General features: G+C 74.7%; 17 protein-coding genes and 2 pseudogenes. 8 read left to right on the forward strand and 11 right to left on the reverse strand.

Annotated features, from left to right (window positions below; translation table 11 throughout):
• Positions 1–6 precede the first annotated feature (6 nt).
• The gene (locus tag ACQKM2_RS09795) at positions 7–1,224 is read left to right on the forward strand and encodes an FAD-dependent monooxygenase (RefSeq protein WP_427708138.1); all 1,218 of its coding nucleotides are present in this window, start codon (positions 7–9) and stop codon (positions 1,222–1,224) included.
• Between the two features lie 29 nt (positions 1,225–1,253).
• Here ACQKM2_RS09795 and ACQKM2_RS09800 read toward each other — a convergent pair whose 3' ends face one another.
• Positions 1,254–2,234, reverse strand: a complete 981-nt coding sequence (locus ACQKM2_RS09800; RefSeq protein ID WP_427708140.1) for a LuxR C-terminal-related transcriptional regulator — start codon at positions 2,232–2,234, stop codon at positions 1,254–1,256.
• Between the two features lie 224 nt (positions 2,235–2,458).
• Here ACQKM2_RS09800 and ACQKM2_RS09805 point away from each other — a divergent pair, with 224 nt between their 5' ends.
• On the forward strand, positions 2,459–3,100 hold the full coding sequence (locus ACQKM2_RS09805) for a hypothetical protein (RefSeq protein WP_427708142.1): 642 nt from the start codon (positions 2,459–2,461) through the stop codon (positions 3,098–3,100).
• 199 nt (positions 3,101–3,299) lie between these two features.
• Here the strand turns inward: ACQKM2_RS09805 and ACQKM2_RS09810 are convergent, their stop codons facing one another.
• A complete protein-coding gene (locus ACQKM2_RS09810) occupies positions 3,300–3,926 on the reverse strand; it encodes a TetR/AcrR family transcriptional regulator (RefSeq protein ID WP_427708144.1) in 627 nt (208 codons plus the stop codon).
• A gap of 59 nt (positions 3,927–3,985) precedes the next feature.
• Here ACQKM2_RS09810 and ACQKM2_RS09815 point away from each other — a divergent pair.
• Positions 3,986–4,982 (forward strand): annotated as a pseudogene (locus ACQKM2_RS09815) (alpha/beta fold hydrolase).
• Here the strand turns inward: ACQKM2_RS09815 and ACQKM2_RS09820 are convergent.
• Positions 4,963–5,922: a GlxA family transcriptional regulator gene (locus ACQKM2_RS09820; RefSeq protein WP_427708146.1), complete on the reverse strand. Its 960-nt coding sequence runs from the start codon at positions 5,920–5,922 to the stop codon at positions 4,963–4,965. The pseudogene ACQKM2_RS09815 and the gene ACQKM2_RS09820 overlap by 20 nt on opposite strands.
• A 105-nt stretch (positions 5,923–6,027) precedes the next feature.
• Here ACQKM2_RS09820 and ACQKM2_RS09825 point away from each other — a divergent pair, with 105 nt between their 5' ends.
• Positions 6,028–6,621, forward strand: coding sequence for an MBL fold metallo-hydrolase (locus tag ACQKM2_RS09825; RefSeq protein ID WP_427708148.1), 594 nt, complete (start codon positions 6,028–6,030; stop codon positions 6,619–6,621).
• A 66-nt stretch (positions 6,622–6,687) separates the two neighbouring features.
• On the opposite strand, the pseudogene ACQKM2_RS09830 reads toward ACQKM2_RS09825, so the two are convergent.
• From ACQKM2_RS09830 to ACQKM2_RS09850, 5 genes and pseudogenes are all read right to left on the reverse strand, one after another.
• Positions 6,688–6,930 (reverse strand): annotated as a pseudogene (locus tag ACQKM2_RS09830) (AraC family transcriptional regulator); the annotation flags it as partial.
• Positions 6,930–7,340, reverse strand: coding sequence for a VOC family protein (locus tag ACQKM2_RS09835; protein ID WP_125813259.1), 411 nt, complete (start codon positions 7,338–7,340; stop codon positions 6,930–6,932). The pseudogene ACQKM2_RS09830 and the gene ACQKM2_RS09835, both read right to left, overlap by 1 nt.
• Before the next feature lie 76 nt (positions 7,341–7,416).
• Positions 7,417–7,887 carry a hypothetical protein gene (locus tag ACQKM2_RS09840; RefSeq protein ID WP_427708150.1) on the reverse strand — a complete coding sequence of 157 codons (471 nt, stop codon included), beginning with the start codon at positions 7,885–7,887 and terminating at the stop codon, positions 7,417–7,419.
• Positions 7,884–8,399 carry an RNA polymerase sigma factor gene (locus tag ACQKM2_RS09845; RefSeq protein WP_427708152.1) on the reverse strand — a complete coding sequence of 172 codons (516 nt, stop codon included), beginning with the start codon at positions 8,397–8,399 and terminating at the stop codon, positions 7,884–7,886. Before ACQKM2_RS09845 ends, ACQKM2_RS09840 begins: the two co-directional genes overlap by 4 nt.
• Positions 8,396–8,575: a hypothetical protein gene (locus tag ACQKM2_RS09850; RefSeq protein ID WP_427708154.1), complete on the reverse strand. Its 180-nt coding sequence runs from the start codon at positions 8,573–8,575 to the stop codon at positions 8,396–8,398. Before ACQKM2_RS09850 ends, ACQKM2_RS09845 begins: the two co-directional genes overlap by 4 nt.
• 147 nt (positions 8,576–8,722) lie before the next feature.
• Here ACQKM2_RS09850 and ACQKM2_RS09855 point away from each other — a divergent pair, with 147 nt between their 5' ends.
• Positions 8,723–9,586: an L-threonylcarbamoyladenylate synthase gene (locus tag ACQKM2_RS09855; RefSeq protein WP_427708156.1), complete on the forward strand. Its 864-nt coding sequence runs from the start codon at positions 8,723–8,725 to the stop codon at positions 9,584–9,586.
• On the opposite strand, the gene ACQKM2_RS09860 is transcribed toward ACQKM2_RS09855, so the two are convergent.
• Positions 9,565–10,650, reverse strand: coding sequence for an alkene reductase (locus ACQKM2_RS09860; RefSeq protein ID WP_427708158.1), 1,086 nt, complete (start codon positions 10,648–10,650; stop codon positions 9,565–9,567). The two genes, ACQKM2_RS09855 and ACQKM2_RS09860, sit on opposite strands and share 22 nt — an antisense overlap.
• 87 nt (positions 10,651–10,737) lie before the next feature.
• Here ACQKM2_RS09860 and ACQKM2_RS09865 point away from each other — a divergent pair, with 87 nt between their 5' ends.
• Entirely contained in the window at positions 10,738–11,637 is a 900-nt protein-coding gene (locus tag ACQKM2_RS09865) for a LysR family transcriptional regulator (protein WP_427708160.1), read from the forward strand.
• 91 nt (positions 11,638–11,728) lie between these two features.
• Entirely contained in the window at positions 11,729–11,923 is a 195-nt protein-coding gene (locus ACQKM2_RS09870) for an antitoxin (protein WP_427708162.1), read from the forward strand.
• On the opposite strand, the gene ACQKM2_RS09875 is transcribed toward ACQKM2_RS09870, so the two are convergent.
• Positions 11,871–12,791 (reverse strand): alpha/beta fold hydrolase, encoded by a 921-nt coding sequence (locus ACQKM2_RS09875; protein WP_427708164.1) that lies wholly within the window; start codon positions 12,789–12,791, stop codon positions 11,871–11,873. The genes ACQKM2_RS09870 and ACQKM2_RS09875 overlap by 53 nt on opposite strands.
• Positions 12,788–13,249, reverse strand: coding sequence for a pyridoxamine 5'-phosphate oxidase family protein (locus ACQKM2_RS09880; RefSeq protein WP_427708165.1), 462 nt, complete (start codon positions 13,247–13,249; stop codon positions 12,788–12,790). Before ACQKM2_RS09880 ends, ACQKM2_RS09875 begins: the two co-directional genes overlap by 4 nt.
• A 197-nt stretch (positions 13,250–13,446) precedes the next feature.
• Between ACQKM2_RS09880 and ACQKM2_RS09885 the strand changes: the two genes are divergently transcribed.
• A complete protein-coding gene (locus ACQKM2_RS09885) occupies positions 13,447–14,316 on the forward strand; it encodes an AraC family transcriptional regulator (RefSeq protein WP_427708167.1) in 870 nt (289 codons plus the stop codon).
• Positions 14,317–14,384: the final 68 nt, after the last annotated feature.

Raw genomic sequence — 14,384 nt, forward strand, 5'->3', positions numbered from 1 at the left:
GGATCCATGGAGCAGGTGAAGAACCGGCGTGTGCTGGTGTCCGGTGCGGGCATCGCGGGCACCACGCTGGCCTACTGGCTGCTGCGGCACGGCTTCGAGCCCACGGTGGTGGAGCGGGCGCCCGCCCTCCGCGAGGGCGGGTACAAGATCGACGTCCGGGGGGCGGCCCTGGAGGTCGTCAAGCGGATGGGCGTCATGGCGGAAGTCCGCCGCGAACGCACCGACGTGCGGGGCGGATCCGTCGTCACCGCCACCGGCAAGCGGGTGGCGAGCATGGACGGCGACACCTTCGGCGGGCGCGAGGGGGAGGACGCCGAGATCCTGCGCGGCGATCTGAACCGCATCCTGTACGACCTCACCAAGGGAGAGGCCGAGTACCTCTTCGACGACTCGGTGGTCTCGTTGGAGGAGGGGCCGGACGGGGTGGAAGCCGTGTTCGAGAGCGGCGGGCGGCGGGTGTTCGACCTGGTGGTCGGCGCGGACGGACTGCACTCCCACACCCGGGCGCTGGCCTTCGGGGCGGAGGAACGTTTCGTCCACGACCTCGGCTACTACGTCTCCATCTACAGCGTCCCCAACCACCTCGACCTCGACCGGTGGGAGCTGACCTACGTCTCCCCGAACCGGACGGCGCTGACCTACAGCACCGCCAAGGACACGGGGGCGAAGGCCATGTTCCTCTTCGCCTCCGGGCCGCTGGAGTACGACCGCCGCGACCCCGTCGCGCAGAAGCGGCTCCTGGCCGAGGCGTACGCGGGCGAGGGCTGGGAGGTGCCCCGGCTGCTGGCGGCGGTCGGGGAGGCCCCCGACTTCTACTTCGACTCCCTCAGCCAGGTCCGGATGGACCGCTGGTCGAAGGGGCGCACCGTACTGGCGGGCGACGCCGCCCACTGCGCCTCGCCCGCCTCGGGCCAGGGCACCAGCCTGGCCCTGGTCGGCGGCTACGTCCTCGCCGGGGAGCTGGCCGCCGCGGACGGCGACCACGAGGCCGCCTTCGCCGCGTACGAGAGCGCGATGCGGCCCTTCGTGGACGAGAACCAGAAGCTGGGCCCCGCCAACATCAAGCACATGGTGATGCGGACCAGGGGCCAGGTCTGGATCCAGCTGAAGCTGCTCGCGCTGATGAACCGGCTGCCGGGCAAGGAGAAGATGATGGCGAAGGTCCTGGAGCCGATCCACCGGGCGGCCAACGCCATCACGCTCGAGGAGTACGAGCGCCCCTGACCCGGGAGCGCCTCGGCCGCGGGCCGCCGTCAGATCCATTCGCGCTGCGCGGCCCGCAGGCCCGCCTCGAAGCGGCTGCCGGCGCCGAGGCGCTTCATCAGCTCGGCCATCATCCGGCGCACCGTGCGCAGGGACAGCCCCAGTTGGCGGCCGGCGGCCTCGTCGGTGAGGCCGCGGCCCAGCAGCTTCAGCAGCTCCCGCTCCTGCCCGGTCAGGCCCTGGTCGTCGCGGTCCGGGCTCGTGCCCAGGGGGGCGGCCGACTCCCAGACCCGGTCGAAGAGTCCGGCGAGCCCGGCGACCACGCCCGGTTCGGACAGCTCCACCGCGCCCTTGCGGGTGTTGTCCGGGTCGGCCGGCACGATCACGGTCCTCCGGTCGAAGAGCAGCATCCGCACGGGCAGCGTGGGAACGGTGCGGACCTCGCCGCCGAGGCCGGTGAGCCACTCCGCGTACTCGCGGGTCACGGCGTCGTTGCGGACGCTGTCGAGGTAGACCGTCCGCATCCGGACGCCCCGGCCGAGCGTTTCGCGGTCCAGGTCCCTGCTCGCCTCCAGGCTGGCCCGGGACTGGGCGCCGCCCGGGTTGAAGGTGAGGCACTCGGAGCCGGTCCCGGCGGACAGCTCCCGGATCCGGCTCTGTACGGACGCCATGCCGAGGAACTGGCGTGCCACGCGCCGGGTCTGACCGGCGTACAGGTCGGAGTAGGTGGCGAGGGCCGCGGCCATGTCGGCCTCGCAGCGGGCGATCGCCTCCTGCTGCCGCTCCAGTTCGCGCTTGTGGTGGCCGAAGAGGTCGCGCAGTCCCACGGCCGGGTCGCTGGGGCGGAGTTCGTCGTCGAGCGGGGAGCGGTGCAGGAGCCGCAGCTCGGTGAGCTTGGCCAGGGAGGCGCGGACGGCGGCCGCCGGCAGCGCCAGGCGGGAGGCGAGTTCGGCCTCGCCCCAGGTGCGGTCCGCCAGCACGAGTTCGTAGACCGCGGCCGTCCCGGCGTCGAGCCCCAGTAGTTCCAGCATGGGCGTTCCCCGTCCGGTCCCCCGCGCACTCTTCCTGCCCGAGCCGCGCCGAAGCGTCCAATTTATGAGACGCCGTGGTCCGGTCGCCAGTTCGGACGGTTCCGGGAGGGGAGCGGCGGCGGGTTGGCACCGACCTGCCAGGTGGTCCTTCCTGCCTGCGGATCCGCTTCCGCCCGGCGCCCCGCGTGGGCGAGGGTGGACGCGGAGACAAGGAGACCGAATCCGTGGAGAAGACCCTCGCCCGCCCGGGCGTCAGCCCTGCCGCCCGCCCTGCCGTCCGCACCCGGCGGCAGCAGCTCCGCAACGGCGGCAGGGGGGCGCTGATCGGTACGTCCTTCGGCCTGATGTGGTTCGCGCTCGGGCAGCCGGCCGTCCAGGGTGCGGCCCGTCCGGCCGTGCTGGGGGCCGGGCTGCTCCTGCTGGCGGCGAGCGCGGCCGCCGTCGTACGCCTCTTCGTGCTGGCTCGGCGCACCCCCGCCGACGAGGCGGGCCTGCCGATGCCCGCCGTCCCGGCCGGCGGGCCGAGGTTCCTCACGGTGGTGCTCGTCCAGGCCGTCGCGCTCGGCGTGGGCAACGGCTTCGTGCGCGGCTCCCTGCACCGGCCGGAGCTCATGCTGAGCTGGTCGGCGCTGGTGGTCGGGGCGCACTTCTTCCCGATGGCCCGGATCCTGGGGGCGCCGGTGCTGAAGGTGGTCGGCGTGGCGATGATCGCCACCGTCGGCCTCGCGGCCCTGGCCGCCGTGCTGCTGCCGGGGGCGCCGGCCGGCGTCTGGCAGGCGGTGCCGGGCATCGGCTGCGCGGCGGTGCTGTGGACGGCGGGGGCGGTGACGGGCCTGCGGGCGGGCCGTCGCCGGAGCGCGGCCTGAGCGGCCGGGGAGCCCGGCCCGGCCCCCGGCCTGGCCCGCCGGGGAGCCCGGCGCGGCCCCCGCGGCCTGAGCCGCCGGGAGCTTGGCCCGCTCCCCGTGGCCTGGCCCGCCGGTGAGCCCGGCCCCCGGGGCCCGAGCCGCCGGCGCTTGGCGGCCGGCCGTGCCGTTCGGGATCCCGGTGAGTCGGTCACCCGACCGGCTACAGGGGCCCCGCCTCGGCGGGCGGCGGGGTGAAGATCCGGTCCAGGTGGTGGCGCAGCACCGCCACCGCCGAGTCGGGTCCGCGCTGGCCCACCAGGATGCTGGTGCCGAGGGTGCCCGCCATGGCCAGCAGGCCGATGGCCTCCGTGCGCGCGTCGATGTCCGGGCCGGTCAGGCCGGCCTCCCGGGCCTGTGCGAGCAGCCCGGCCAGGGCCTCCTCGGCGGCGTCGGGGTTGTCGATGAACGGCTGCGCGGCCAGCGCCTCGTCCGTCACGGACAGGATCGCGTACGAGCTGTAGAGCAGGTGGAAGGTGCGGCCCTCCTCGTCGGTGGGCAGCGACGCCAGCAGCAGCGCCTCGGCGGTCGCGCGCGGGCCCGGGGCGGGACCGGCGGCGGCGAGGCGGGCGCCGACCCGCGCGGTGAAGCGGTCGGTGAGGTGCTGGAGCCCGTGCAGGAGCAGCTTCTCCTTGGTCTCGAAGTAGTACTGCACGAGCCGGAGGGAGACCCCGGCCTCTGCGGCGACGTCGCGCATGCCGACGGCGTGCAGCCCGCGCCGTCCGGCGACCCGGACCAGCGCCTCGGCGATCTGGCCGCGCCGTTCCTCGTGGTCAACGCGTTTCGGCATGTCCTCGTGTCTCCGTCCGTCGCCTGCCCCCGCCTTGATGGTACCGCTGTACCAACAACATGGTACGTTCGTATCACGAAGAACGGATCTTCCCAGGAGGTGCCGCCGTGCCCGAGACCGCTGCGACCCAGAGCACGACCCGCGTACGCCGCGACGTCGGCCGCTACGTCAACGACACCCTGCGCGACCGCTACTTCGCCGCCGCCGACGTCCTCTTCTCGATGGGCGCGCCGGTCCGCTCCGAAACGGACGTGGAGACGAGCTTCGGCACCACCCACGTCTACCGGTACGGCCCCGCGGACCCCGCCGCCGAGTCCCGGACCCCGATCGTCCTGATCCACGGCGCCGGCTACGGCTCCGCGATGTGGTACCCCAACACCCCCGGGCTCAGCCTCGACCGCCCCGTCTACGCCCTCGACACCCCCGGCGACGCGAACCGCAGCGTCCACCGCGAGCCCATGTGGCAGCCCGAGCGCGCCGCGCAGTGGATGGACGAGGCCCTCGACGCGCTCGGCCTCGACCGGGTCCACCTCGTCGGCTCCTCCTACGGCGGCTGGCTCGTGCTCAACCAGGCCCACCTGCGGCCCGGACGGCTCGCCTCCGTCACCGCCCTCGACCCCGGCGGCCTGGAGAAGGTCGGCCTGCGCTTCTTCGGCTGGGTCTTCGTGAGCCTGTTCGCCACCTTCGCCCCCAAGGCGCTGCGCCCCCGGCTCGCCAAGTGGCTGGACCAGCCCGTCCTCGCCGTCCCCGAGATGCGCCCGTGGATCCAGCTCGGCGCCCGCGCCTACCGGATCCGCCGCCCCGCCCCCCCTGCCGCTGGCCGAGGACGAGCTGCGCACCATCCGGACCCCGCTCTACCTGATCATGGGCAAGCACAGCCTGCTCGTGCACCCGAAGCGGCAGCTGGAGCGCGTCCCCCGGCTGATACCCGGCGCCCGCGCCGAGATCATCAGCGCGACCGGCCACGGCCCGCAGATCGACCACCCCGACGTGGTCAACTCCCGGATGCTCTCCTTCATGGAGGACGCCGACTCCCTCACGGCGCGACGCGGCTGAACGCCCTGCGGTACGAGCGCGGCGGCACCCCGCGCCGCCGTACGAACTGCTCGCGCAGGACCGCCGCGCTCCCGAAGCCGACCAGCCGGGCGATCTCCTCGACCGGCAGGCCGGTGGTCTCCAGCAGCTCCTCGGCACGGCTGATCCGCAGCCCCAGCAGCCACGCGTGCGGGGTGGTGCCGGTCGAGGCCGCGAAGCGGCGGGCGAAGGAACGCCGGCTCATCAGGGCCCGGCGGGCCAGCTCCGCCACCGGCAGCGGCTCGGCCAGGTGCTCCCGCGCCCACGCCAGCACCTCGGCCAGCTTCTCGTCCCGGCAGTCCTCCGGCACCGGCGTCGCCAGGTACTGGGCCTGCCCGCCGTCGCGGTGGGAGGGCAGCACCAGGTCCCGGGCCACCGCGTTGGCCGTCGCGGCCCCGTACTCCCGCCGCAGCAGGTGCAGGCACAGGTCGAAGCCGGCGGCGGCGCCCGCGCCCGTCACGACCGCCCCCTCGTCCACGTACAGGGAGTCCGGTTCGACGCGCACCCCGGGATGGCGCTCGGCCAGCAGCCCGGCGAACCGCCAGTGGGTGGTGGCCCGGAGCCCGTCCAGCAGCCCGGCCGCCGCGAGCGCGAACGCCCCCACGCAGTGCGCCGCCACCAGCGCGCCCCGCCCCCGTGCGGCGGCCAGGGCCTCCAGCACGGCCGGGGGCGGCGGCGTGCGGAAGTCCGCCCAGGGCAGGGCGATCACCAGGTCGGCGCAGGCCAGCCGGTCCAGGCCGTGCTCCACCATCAGCGGCAGCCCGACATCGCTGCGCACCGCCCCGGGCCGGTCCGTGCAGAGCGCGAAGTCGAACCGGGGCAGCCCCTGTCCGCGCTCGTCGAACACCTCGGAGACGATCCCCGCCCCCAGCATCCCGACCCCGGGAGGGGCGTACGCGGCGACGGACACGAAGGGCGGCATGCGCGCAGTCTGGCACGCGGACGGCCGCCGCGGTGGCACGATTCCCGCGATCAGTGGCAGCACGGCCACTCGTGAAGGGGCCCGCCACACCGAAGACTTGGGGGCATGACGAACGCACCGCTCGGCGCCACCGCCCGCTTCCGCATCCTGACCACCGGCTACACCCTCTCCACCGGCCCCGGTGTGGCCGCCACCGTCTCCTACGTCCGCGACGGCGACCGCCACGTGATCGTGGACCCCGGCATGGTCGCCGGCCGCGACCGGATCCTCGGCCCGCTGGCGGAGATGGGGCTCGGCCCCGACGACATCACCGACGTGGTCCTCAGCCACCACCACCCCGACAACACCATGAACGTCGGCCTCTTCGGCCACGCCCGGGTCCACGACCACAAGGCGATCTACGAGAACGACCAGTGGACCGACCGCGACGCCGAGGGCTACGAACTGGCCCCCTCGCTCCGGCTGATCCGCACCCCGGGCCACAGCCGAGAGGACATCACGCTGCTCGCCGGCACGGACGAGGGGGTCGTCGCCTTCGTCGGCGACCTGTGGTGGCGCCCCAACGGCCCGGTCGACGACCCGGTCGCCCCGGACCACGACGTCCTGCGGGCCTCCCGGGAGCGGGTGCTCGCGGCCGCGGACGTGATCGTCCCCGGCCACGGCCCCGCCTTCCCGGCGGACGACACCGCGCCGCTCTAGAGCGCGGCGGGCCCGCCGCGGCCGGCCCGCCGCGCGCTCAGCCCGCCGCCGTCAGCCCGCCGCGGCCGCTGCCGCCCGGCGCACGGCCGCCCGCCGCTCGGTCACGTAGGCGTACGGGGAGCTGCCGTAGGCGCGCTCGAACTCGCGGCCGAGCTGCCCGGCCGCCATGCCCGCGGACCGCGCGAGGGCCAGGACGTCCAGCGGCCGCGCGTACTCCCGGTCGATCCGGTCACGCACCCGGCGCAGCCGTTCGAGCGTCCTCAGGTGCTGGGCCTCGGTGAGCGCGCGCGCCCACCCGGGGCGGCACATCAGCGCCGTTCCTGGATCCGGACCAGGTTCCCCGCCGGGTCGCGGAACGCGCAGTCCCGCACGCCGTACGGCTGGTCGGTCGGCTCCTGGACCACCTCGGCGTCGGTGGCCTGCACCTTCTCGAACGTGCCGTCCAGGTCCGGGGTGGCCAGCAGGATCCAGCCGTAGGTGCCCTTGGCCATCATCTCCAGGATGGTCCGGCGCTCGGCCTCGGTGATGCCCGGGTCGACGGCCGGCGGCGCCAGCAGGATCGACGTACCGGGCTGGCCGACGGGGCCGACGGTGATCCAGCGCATCTTGCCCTGCCCGACGTCGCTGCGGACCTCGAAGCCGAGGACGTCGCGGTAGAAGGCCACCGAGGCGTCCGGGTCGTCGTGCGGGAGGGCCGTGGTGTGAATGGTGATGTCCATGCCCGCCACGTTAGTTGCGGGCCCCGGAGGGCGCTTCTCGAATCCTGACCGGATCGGTTCCCGCCGCCCACACCCCTCAGGGGAGGTCCAGCTGGTCGGTCAGCCGCCTGAGGGCCTTGGCGCCCAGCGGGTCCACCAGGGGGTGCAGGGCCCGGTCCAGCCACCGGACGCCCGGGATCCGCAGGGCGCCGAAGAAGGCGAAGCGGGTGTCCTCCCCCTCGGGCACGGCGGCCATCCCGCCCAGGACGAACCGGCTCTGCATCAGGCACCAGCCGGGCCGCAGGACCACGTCGAAGCGCGCCCGCATGCCCAGCGGGCTGCGCGCCCTGGCCTCCAGGCGGTCGCCGTGCACCGAGGTCACGGTGAAGGCGCTGATGTCGGTGATCAGCCGGGGCAGCTGCTCCTCCAGATCGGAGGCCAGCCCCCAGACCCGGTCGAAGGGCGCCGGGACCAGGTGCTCCGCGTAACCGGCGGCCGGAGTGGTGCGGGCGACGACCCGCAGCCTGCGGACCGCGTCGAGCTCGGCGACGGGCCAGTCCTCGTTCAACGTCCCCACGCCTTCCGGAAGTTGCGGCGGGCCCGGAACAGCCGGGTCCGTACGGTGGGCTCGGGTACGCCGAGCAGTGCGCTGACGGAGCGCTCGTCCATGCCCTCCAGGTCGCGCAGGACCAGGACGGCGCGGTGGGCCGGGGTGAGCCGCTCCAGCACGTCCCGCACGTCGGCGGCGAGTTGGGGGTCCCCGGCGGCGGGGACGTCGTCGAGCGGATCCGGGACGGCGCGGGCCGCCGCGCGGGCGACCCGGACCGCCTCCCGCACGGCGATCACCCGCACCCAGCCGAACAGGGCGGCGGGCTCGCGCAGTTGGCCCAGCTTGCGGAAGACCGCGATCAGCGCCTCCTGCGTGGCGTCCGGGCCGTCCTGGAGGGCGATGGGCCCGCACAGCCGGCCCACGTACGGGGTCAGCAGGTCGAGCAGGTCCTGGACGGCCATCCGGTCGCCCCGCTGGGCGGCGCGCACGAGCGCGGCGACGTCGGTGTCCGGCACGGTCGTGGTGCTCACCGCTCGCCGAGCCCCGTCAGGAACGGCCCGGGGGCGTCGAGGAAGGCGTCGCGCCCCGCCGGTCCGGCCGCGTCCACCCCGGCCGCCGCCGCGTACGCCTCCGGTACGGCCGGCACCGCCCCGGCCGCCGCCGCGCACCACCCGCGCCGGACCGCTCTGCTCCAGGGGATCCCCATTGCTTCCTCCTTGACGAGGTCTCGGCAGGAAGAGCGGGCGGAGCACCGGAACATTCCCCGTGACCCGCGTCACATCCGGATGGCCGGTGACGTGTCCGGGGCCCCCTCGTTGCCGTTCGTAAAGGATCACGTTGCGGAGGGCCGGCAGTGAACGGACAGCGGACGAGGACGAGCGGGCGGCATCCGGTCCTGGACGACGCGGAGGACGTACGGGCCGCGGCGGGCGCACTCGCGGAAGGCTGCGTGGTGGCCCACGGGTTCGGGAACTCCTACGCCGTCACCGCGCGCCCCGACCGGGCCGCCGTCGCCCGGGTCAACCGGTTGAAGGGCCGCCCCGACGGGCGGGTAGGCAGCGTCACCACGGTCCCCGACCGGGTCCCGTCGCTCTTCGACTGGACGCTGCTCCCCGCCGCCCTGCCGCGCCGGCAGCTCCGCCAGCTCGTCGAAGAGCTCTTCCTGCTCGGCCCGTTCGGCTTCCGGGGGCCGGCCGCCGCACACGTGCCGGACCACCTGACGGCCGTCCGGGACGGGGTGGCGACCGTGCAGCTCATCGGCCCGGGCTACCGCTGCCCGTCCAACGGGTTCCTCGCCGAGGCGCTGGACCGGACCGGGGACGCCCTGCTGTCCGTCACCTCCGTGAGCCGCTCCCGCCACCTGGCCGGCGCGGAGCAGGAGCCGGCCCACTGGCGCGCCGAGGGCGTGATCGCCGACTTCGGCCACGAGGAGGACGTCAGGATCCTCGTGCACGACGACGAGCCCGCGGCCCGACGCCGGCACCCGCACCACGCCCCGATGCCGACCACGGTGCTGTCGTTCCACCACGCGCCCGGCCGCAGCCGCTCGGGCCTGCCCGTCCTCACCCTCGAACGGCACGGCTCCCTCTCGGCGGACCACACCCGGGCCGTCGCGGCCACCCACGGCTTCGCCGTCGTCCCCGCGCCCCGGGCGGCCCGCCGCCTGCACTCCCGTACGTACGCGGACCGGCGGGCTCAGGCCGACAGCGCGGGGTAGTCGGTGTACCCGTCCGCGCCGCCCACGTACATCAGGCCCTCTTCCCGCAGGGGGTTCAGGGCGGCGCCGGCGCGCAGCCGCTCCACCAGGTCGGGGTTGGCGAGGAAGGCGCGGCCGAGGGAGACCAGGTCGGCGCCGGCCGCGAGCAGCCGCTCGGCCTCGTGCCGGCCGCCGTCGGCGGGCAGCGGGCCGGGCCACGGCAGCGCCGGGTTCGCGATCAGCGTGCCCTCCCACTGCTTGCGGATGCGCTGGAAGAGGGGCTGGTCCGGGTCGGCGAAGACGACGTGCAGATAGGCCAGGCCGGTGTCGGAGAGGGCGTCGACGAGCGCCGGGTACACCTCCTCGGGGTCGTCCTCGTGCATGCCGTTCGCGGTGACCCCGGGGGCGACGCGCAGGCCCACCCGCTCCGGTCCGACCGCGGCGGCGACGGCCTCGACCACCTCCCGCACGAAGCGGGTGCGGCCCTCCACCGAGCCGCCGTAGCCGTCGGTGCGCCGGTTGGTCCCGGTGGCCAGGAACTGGTGCAGCAGGTAGCCGTTGCCGCCGTGCACCTCCACCCCGGCGAACCCGGCGTCGACCGCCCGGCGCGCGGCGGCGGCGAAGTCGGCCACGGTGGCGCGGATCTCGGCGGCGGTCATCTCGCGCGGCACCACGGTGGGCCGGTGCCCGCCCGGGGTGAAGATCGTGCCGGGCAGCGCGACCGGCGAGGGCGCGACGGGCGCCAGGCCGCCGCTGTTGTCGGGGTGGCCGATCCGGCCGCCGTGCTGGATCTGCAGGAACATCCGCCCGCCGGCGGCGCCCACCGCCTCCGTGACGCGCCGCCAGCCGGCGACGTGCGCGTCGTCGTGGATCGCGGAGATGTCCGGGTACGTCTGCCCCACCGCGTTCGGCGTCGACGCCTCGGCGATGATCAGCCCCGCCGACGCGCGCTGCGCGTAGTACGTGGCCATCAGCGGCGTCGGAACGCCGTCGGAGGCGGCGCGGTTACGGGTCATCGGCGCCATCACCAGGCGGTTGGGCAGCTGTAGGGCACCGAGACGGAAGGTGTCGAAGACGCTGGTCATGGGCCCACTTTCGAACGGAGGGGAGGGCCGAACAAGACCGATCTGATCTACGATCGGTGACCGGAACTCACCGATGGAGGCCGGGCGGTGGAACGACACGAGATCGAGGCATTCCTCACGCTGGCCGAGGAGTTGCACTTCAGGCGCACCTCCGAGCGGCTCGGACTGGCCCAGGGCCGGGTCAGCCAGACCATCAAGAAGCTGGAGCGGCGCATCGGCACCGCCCTGTTCGAACGGACCAGCCGGCGCGTCGCCCTCACCCCGGTGGGACGGCAGCTGCGCGACGACCTGCTGCCCGTCCAGGAGCAGTTGCGGCGGGCCGTCGACCGCGCGACGGCCGCGGGCCGGGGCTTCACGGGCGTGCTCCGCGTCGGGTACTCCAGCCCCATGGTCGCCGAGATGCTCCTGAGGGGCGCCGACGCGTTCCGCTCCCGGTATCCCGACTGCGAGGTCGAGATCCACGAGGTGCAGCTCTCCGACCCGTTCGGGCCGATGCGCGGCGGCCGGGTGCACCTCCAGGTCAGCGAACTCCCGGTGGAGGAGCCCGACTTCACCGTCGGCCCGCTGCTGCGGCGCGAACACCGCGTACTGATGGTCCCGGCCGGCCACCCCTTCGCGCGGCGCGCGTCCGTGTCCCTGGAGGACCTCGCGGAGGCGCAGCTCCTGGCCGTCTCCGGGGAGGCCGTGCCGCGGCACTGGCTGGACCACCACTACCCCCGGCACACCCCGCGGGGCCGGACCGTCCCGCACGCGCCCGCCGTCACGTACTGGACGGAGCTGCTGAGCCTGATCGGCCGGGGCAAGGGGGTCTCGCCGGCCAGCAGGAGCGCCGAGCACTACTACGCGCGGCCCGACGTGGCGTGGATCCCCTTCAGCGACGCCCCGACCGTCGACTACGGCTTCTTCTGGCCGACGGCCGGCGAGAGCGCCCGCGTACGGGCCTTCGTCGAGGCGGCCTGCGGGGTGGCCGGCCCCGACCTGCCCTGACGCCCCTCCGGGGTGCGGCTCCAGGCGAAGGCGCGGATCCTGGTGGTGCCGGCCGTGCTCACGGCAGGCCGGCGTCCGCTAGGAGGAACCCATGTCGATGCTGGACAAGCTCAAGGGCATGCTGAAGGGCCACGAGGACACGGCCCGGCAGGGAATCGAGAAGGCGGGTGACGCCTTCGACGCGAAGACCGGCAACAAGTACCAGAGCCAGGTCGACATGGCCCAGCAGAAGATCAACGAGCAGCTTGGGACGGACCGGCCTCCGGAGAACCCGCCGCAGGCCTGACGCCCCTGCCGTCCCTGAAATCCCGGCCGTACCGGCCGTCCCTGAGGTCCTCCCTCCCGTCCCCGACGTCCTGCAGGAATCCGCGGAGCAGGTCCAGCAGGACGTCCGGCCGTTCGAGGTGGACGTCGTGCCCCGTCCCGGGGACGCTCACCGCCACCGCCTCCGGCCGCAGCCGCAGCATCCCGCCGACCTCGTCGGGCGCGATGGTGCCGGACTGGCCGAGCACGGCCAGGGTCGGGCAGGACACCCGCGACCACTCGTCCCAGAAGGCCCGCCGGGCGTTCTCCGCGAGCGACCCGACCATCACGTCGGGCTCGAAGCGCGGCCACCAGCCGCCGTCGAGTTCCTCCAGGCCGGCCGCCCAGCCCTCGCCGACCGGGCCGCCGCCGAGGAACCCGACGGCGGCCTCCCGCGACGGGAACGGGGTGGGCCAGGAGTCGAGCCACCCCCCGATCTCCGCCTGCACGCCGGGGCTGGGCCCGCCCGGCCCGGCCTCCACCAGGACGAGCCCGCGGAAGAGCCCGGGGTGCGCGGCGGCGGCGAGCATGGCGGTGTGGCCGCCCAGCGACTGGCCGACCAGGACGGGCTCCCGCAGGCCGAGCCCCTCGCACACGGCGACGGCGTCCTCGACGTACGCGGCCCGGGACACGTCCCGCGGCCGCCGCTCGGAGGCGCCGTGGCCGCGCTGGTCCACGGCCACGACCCGGTGCCGGGGGCTCAGCGCACGGGCGACGGCGTCCCATTCCCCCGCGTGTCCGGCCAGACCGTGCAGCAGGACCACGGCCGGCCCCGAGCCGCCCGGGTCGCCCCAGTCCCGGCAGGAGAGCCGGACGCCGTCCCGGACGGCAACGCGCTCCGCCCAGGTCATGCGGGCTCCTCCAGCCAGCGGCCGTCGCGCATGAGGTCGCGCCCGCGCAGCTCGTTGGCCTCCCGCCAGGCCTGGATCCGGTGCGGCCGGACGAGGAAGTACTGGTAGGCGTCCAGGTCGCGCGGGTCGAAGCCGGTCTTGGCGGCGAACGTCTCCCCGGTCCCCGGCGGCAGGCCGGCGAGGTCCACCGCCTCGGCGGTGCCCTCGACGATGACGACGTCCCGCGTCGGCCCGAGGCTGAGCCGCACCCGCCCGTCGGCCAGCAGGTTCCGGCCGGTCACCGAGGCGCGCGGGGTCGACACGAGGAACGCCGTACCGTCCCACAGGAACGACAGCGGCACGAGGTGCGCCCCGCCCGGGGCGCCCGAGGAGGCGAGCCACAGGTCGACGTCCTCCTCGAACCGCTTGCGCGTGTCCCGGAGCCTCTCGTCACGTTCGCGCGGCGGTGCGGTCGTCATGGGGTCGGTCCTCCGTCAAGTGGGCGCGGGCCAGGGCTGGTTCAGGGTACGGGTACGGCTGTCGAGGCCGTCCGGCAGGCGGACCCGACCGGACCGGACCGGACCCGACCCGACCCGACCGGAGCGGGCACGGGATGTCGGGTGCGGCAGGCTTGGCCCCTCCTAGCGTGGGTGAGCGAAAGGGAAGGAGCCCGGGATTGCTGGATCGGCTGAACCAGGCCATGGAGTACGTCGAGAGCCACCTCGACCGGCACCTCGACGTGTCCGAACTGGCCCGGATCACGGTCACGTCGGAGTACCACTTCCGGCGGATGTTCTCCTCGCTGGCGGGGATGCCGCTGTCGGAGTACGTCCGACGCCGGCGGCTCACCGTCGCGGGCGCCGAAGTGCTGGCCGGCGAACCGACCTTGCTGGAGATCGCGTTCCGCTACGGCTACGCCTCGGGCGAGGCGTTCGCGCGGGCGTTCCGCGCGGTGCACGGCGTCGGTCCCGGCGAGGCCAGGCGCACCGGCGCCGCTCTGAGGTCGCAGCCCCGGCTCTCCTTCCGCCTCACCGTCGAAGGGAACAGCACCATGCGGTACCGAATTGTGGAGAAGGAAGCGTTCAGGGTCGTCGGCAGGAAAGCCCGCGTCCCGCTGATCCACCAGGGGGTCAACCCGCACATCGCCGAGCACGTCCAGGGCATCCCGCCCGAGACGGCGCGTCGGATCGCGAGCCTCTCGGACCAGGAACCGCAGGGCGTGGTGTCGGCGACCGTGCGCCTCTCGGACGGCTTCGAGGAGGGCGCAGAGCTCGACTTCTACCTGGCCGCGGTGACCACGGCCGCCGAGCCGCCCGAGGACCTCGACGTGCTGGACTGCCCGGCGGGCACCTGGGCCGTGTTCGAGAACACCGGGCCGTTCCCGGAGGCGCTTCAGCAGCTGTGGGCCGACGTGGCCGCCCAGTGGATGCCGTCCAACCCGTACGAGTACCGCCCGGGCCCGGAGATCCTGCGCGCCCGCCCCCAGGAGCCCGGGACGCCGTCCGAAGCCCAGCTGTGGATCCCGGTGACCCGCACCACGCCCTGACCGGCGGGCGGCCCCGCCGCCGCCCCCGCACGGCACCCCTCCAGGGTGCGTGTACATGGCACCCTGTT

The organism is Streptomyces sp. NPDC004126 (assembly GCF_050275515.1).
Taxonomy (GTDB): domain Bacteria; phylum Actinomycetota; class Actinomycetes; order Streptomycetales; family Streptomycetaceae; genus Streptomyces.

Bases quoted from the DNA above. Each gene is read 5' to 3' on its own strand.
- ACQKM2_RS09850 (WP_427708154.1), bottom strand. From the start codon at position 8,575: ATGGGGATCCCCTGGAGCAGAGCGGTCCGGCGCGGGTGGTGCGCGGCG.
- ACQKM2_RS09820 (WP_427708146.1), bottom strand. From the start codon at position 5,922: ATGCCGCCCTTCGTGTCCGTCGCCGCGTACGCCCCTCCCGGGGTCGGG.
- ACQKM2_RS09835 (WP_125813259.1), bottom strand. From the start codon at position 7,340: ATGGACATCACCATTCACACCACGGCCCTCCCGCACGACGACCCGGAC.
- ACQKM2_RS09880 (WP_427708165.1), bottom strand. From the start codon at position 13,249: ATGACGACCGCACCGCCGCGCGAACGTGACGAGAGGCTCCGGGACACG.
- ACQKM2_RS09875 (WP_427708164.1), bottom strand. From the start codon at position 12,791: ATGACCTGGGCGGAGCGCGTTGCCGTCCGGGACGGCGTCCGGCTCTCC.
- ACQKM2_RS09800 (WP_427708140.1), bottom strand. From the start codon at position 2,234: ATGCTGGAACTACTGGGGCTCGACGCCGGGACGGCCGCGGTCTACGAA.
- ACQKM2_RS09795 (WP_427708138.1), top strand. From the start codon at position 7: ATGGAGCAGGTGAAGAACCGGCGTGTGCTGGTGTCCGGTGCGGGCATC.
- ACQKM2_RS09870 (WP_427708162.1), top strand. From the start codon at position 11,729: ATGTCGATGCTGGACAAGCTCAAGGGCATGCTGAAGGGCCACGAGGAC.
- ACQKM2_RS09810 (WP_427708144.1), bottom strand. From the start codon at position 3,926: ATGCCGAAACGCGTTGACCACGAGGAACGGCGCGGCCAGATCGCCGAG.
- ACQKM2_RS09825 (WP_427708148.1), top strand. From the start codon at position 6,028: ATGACGAACGCACCGCTCGGCGCCACCGCCCGCTTCCGCATCCTGACC.
- ACQKM2_RS09860 (WP_427708158.1), bottom strand. From the start codon at position 10,650: ATGACCAGCGTCTTCGACACCTTCCGTCTCGGTGCCCTACAGCTGCCC.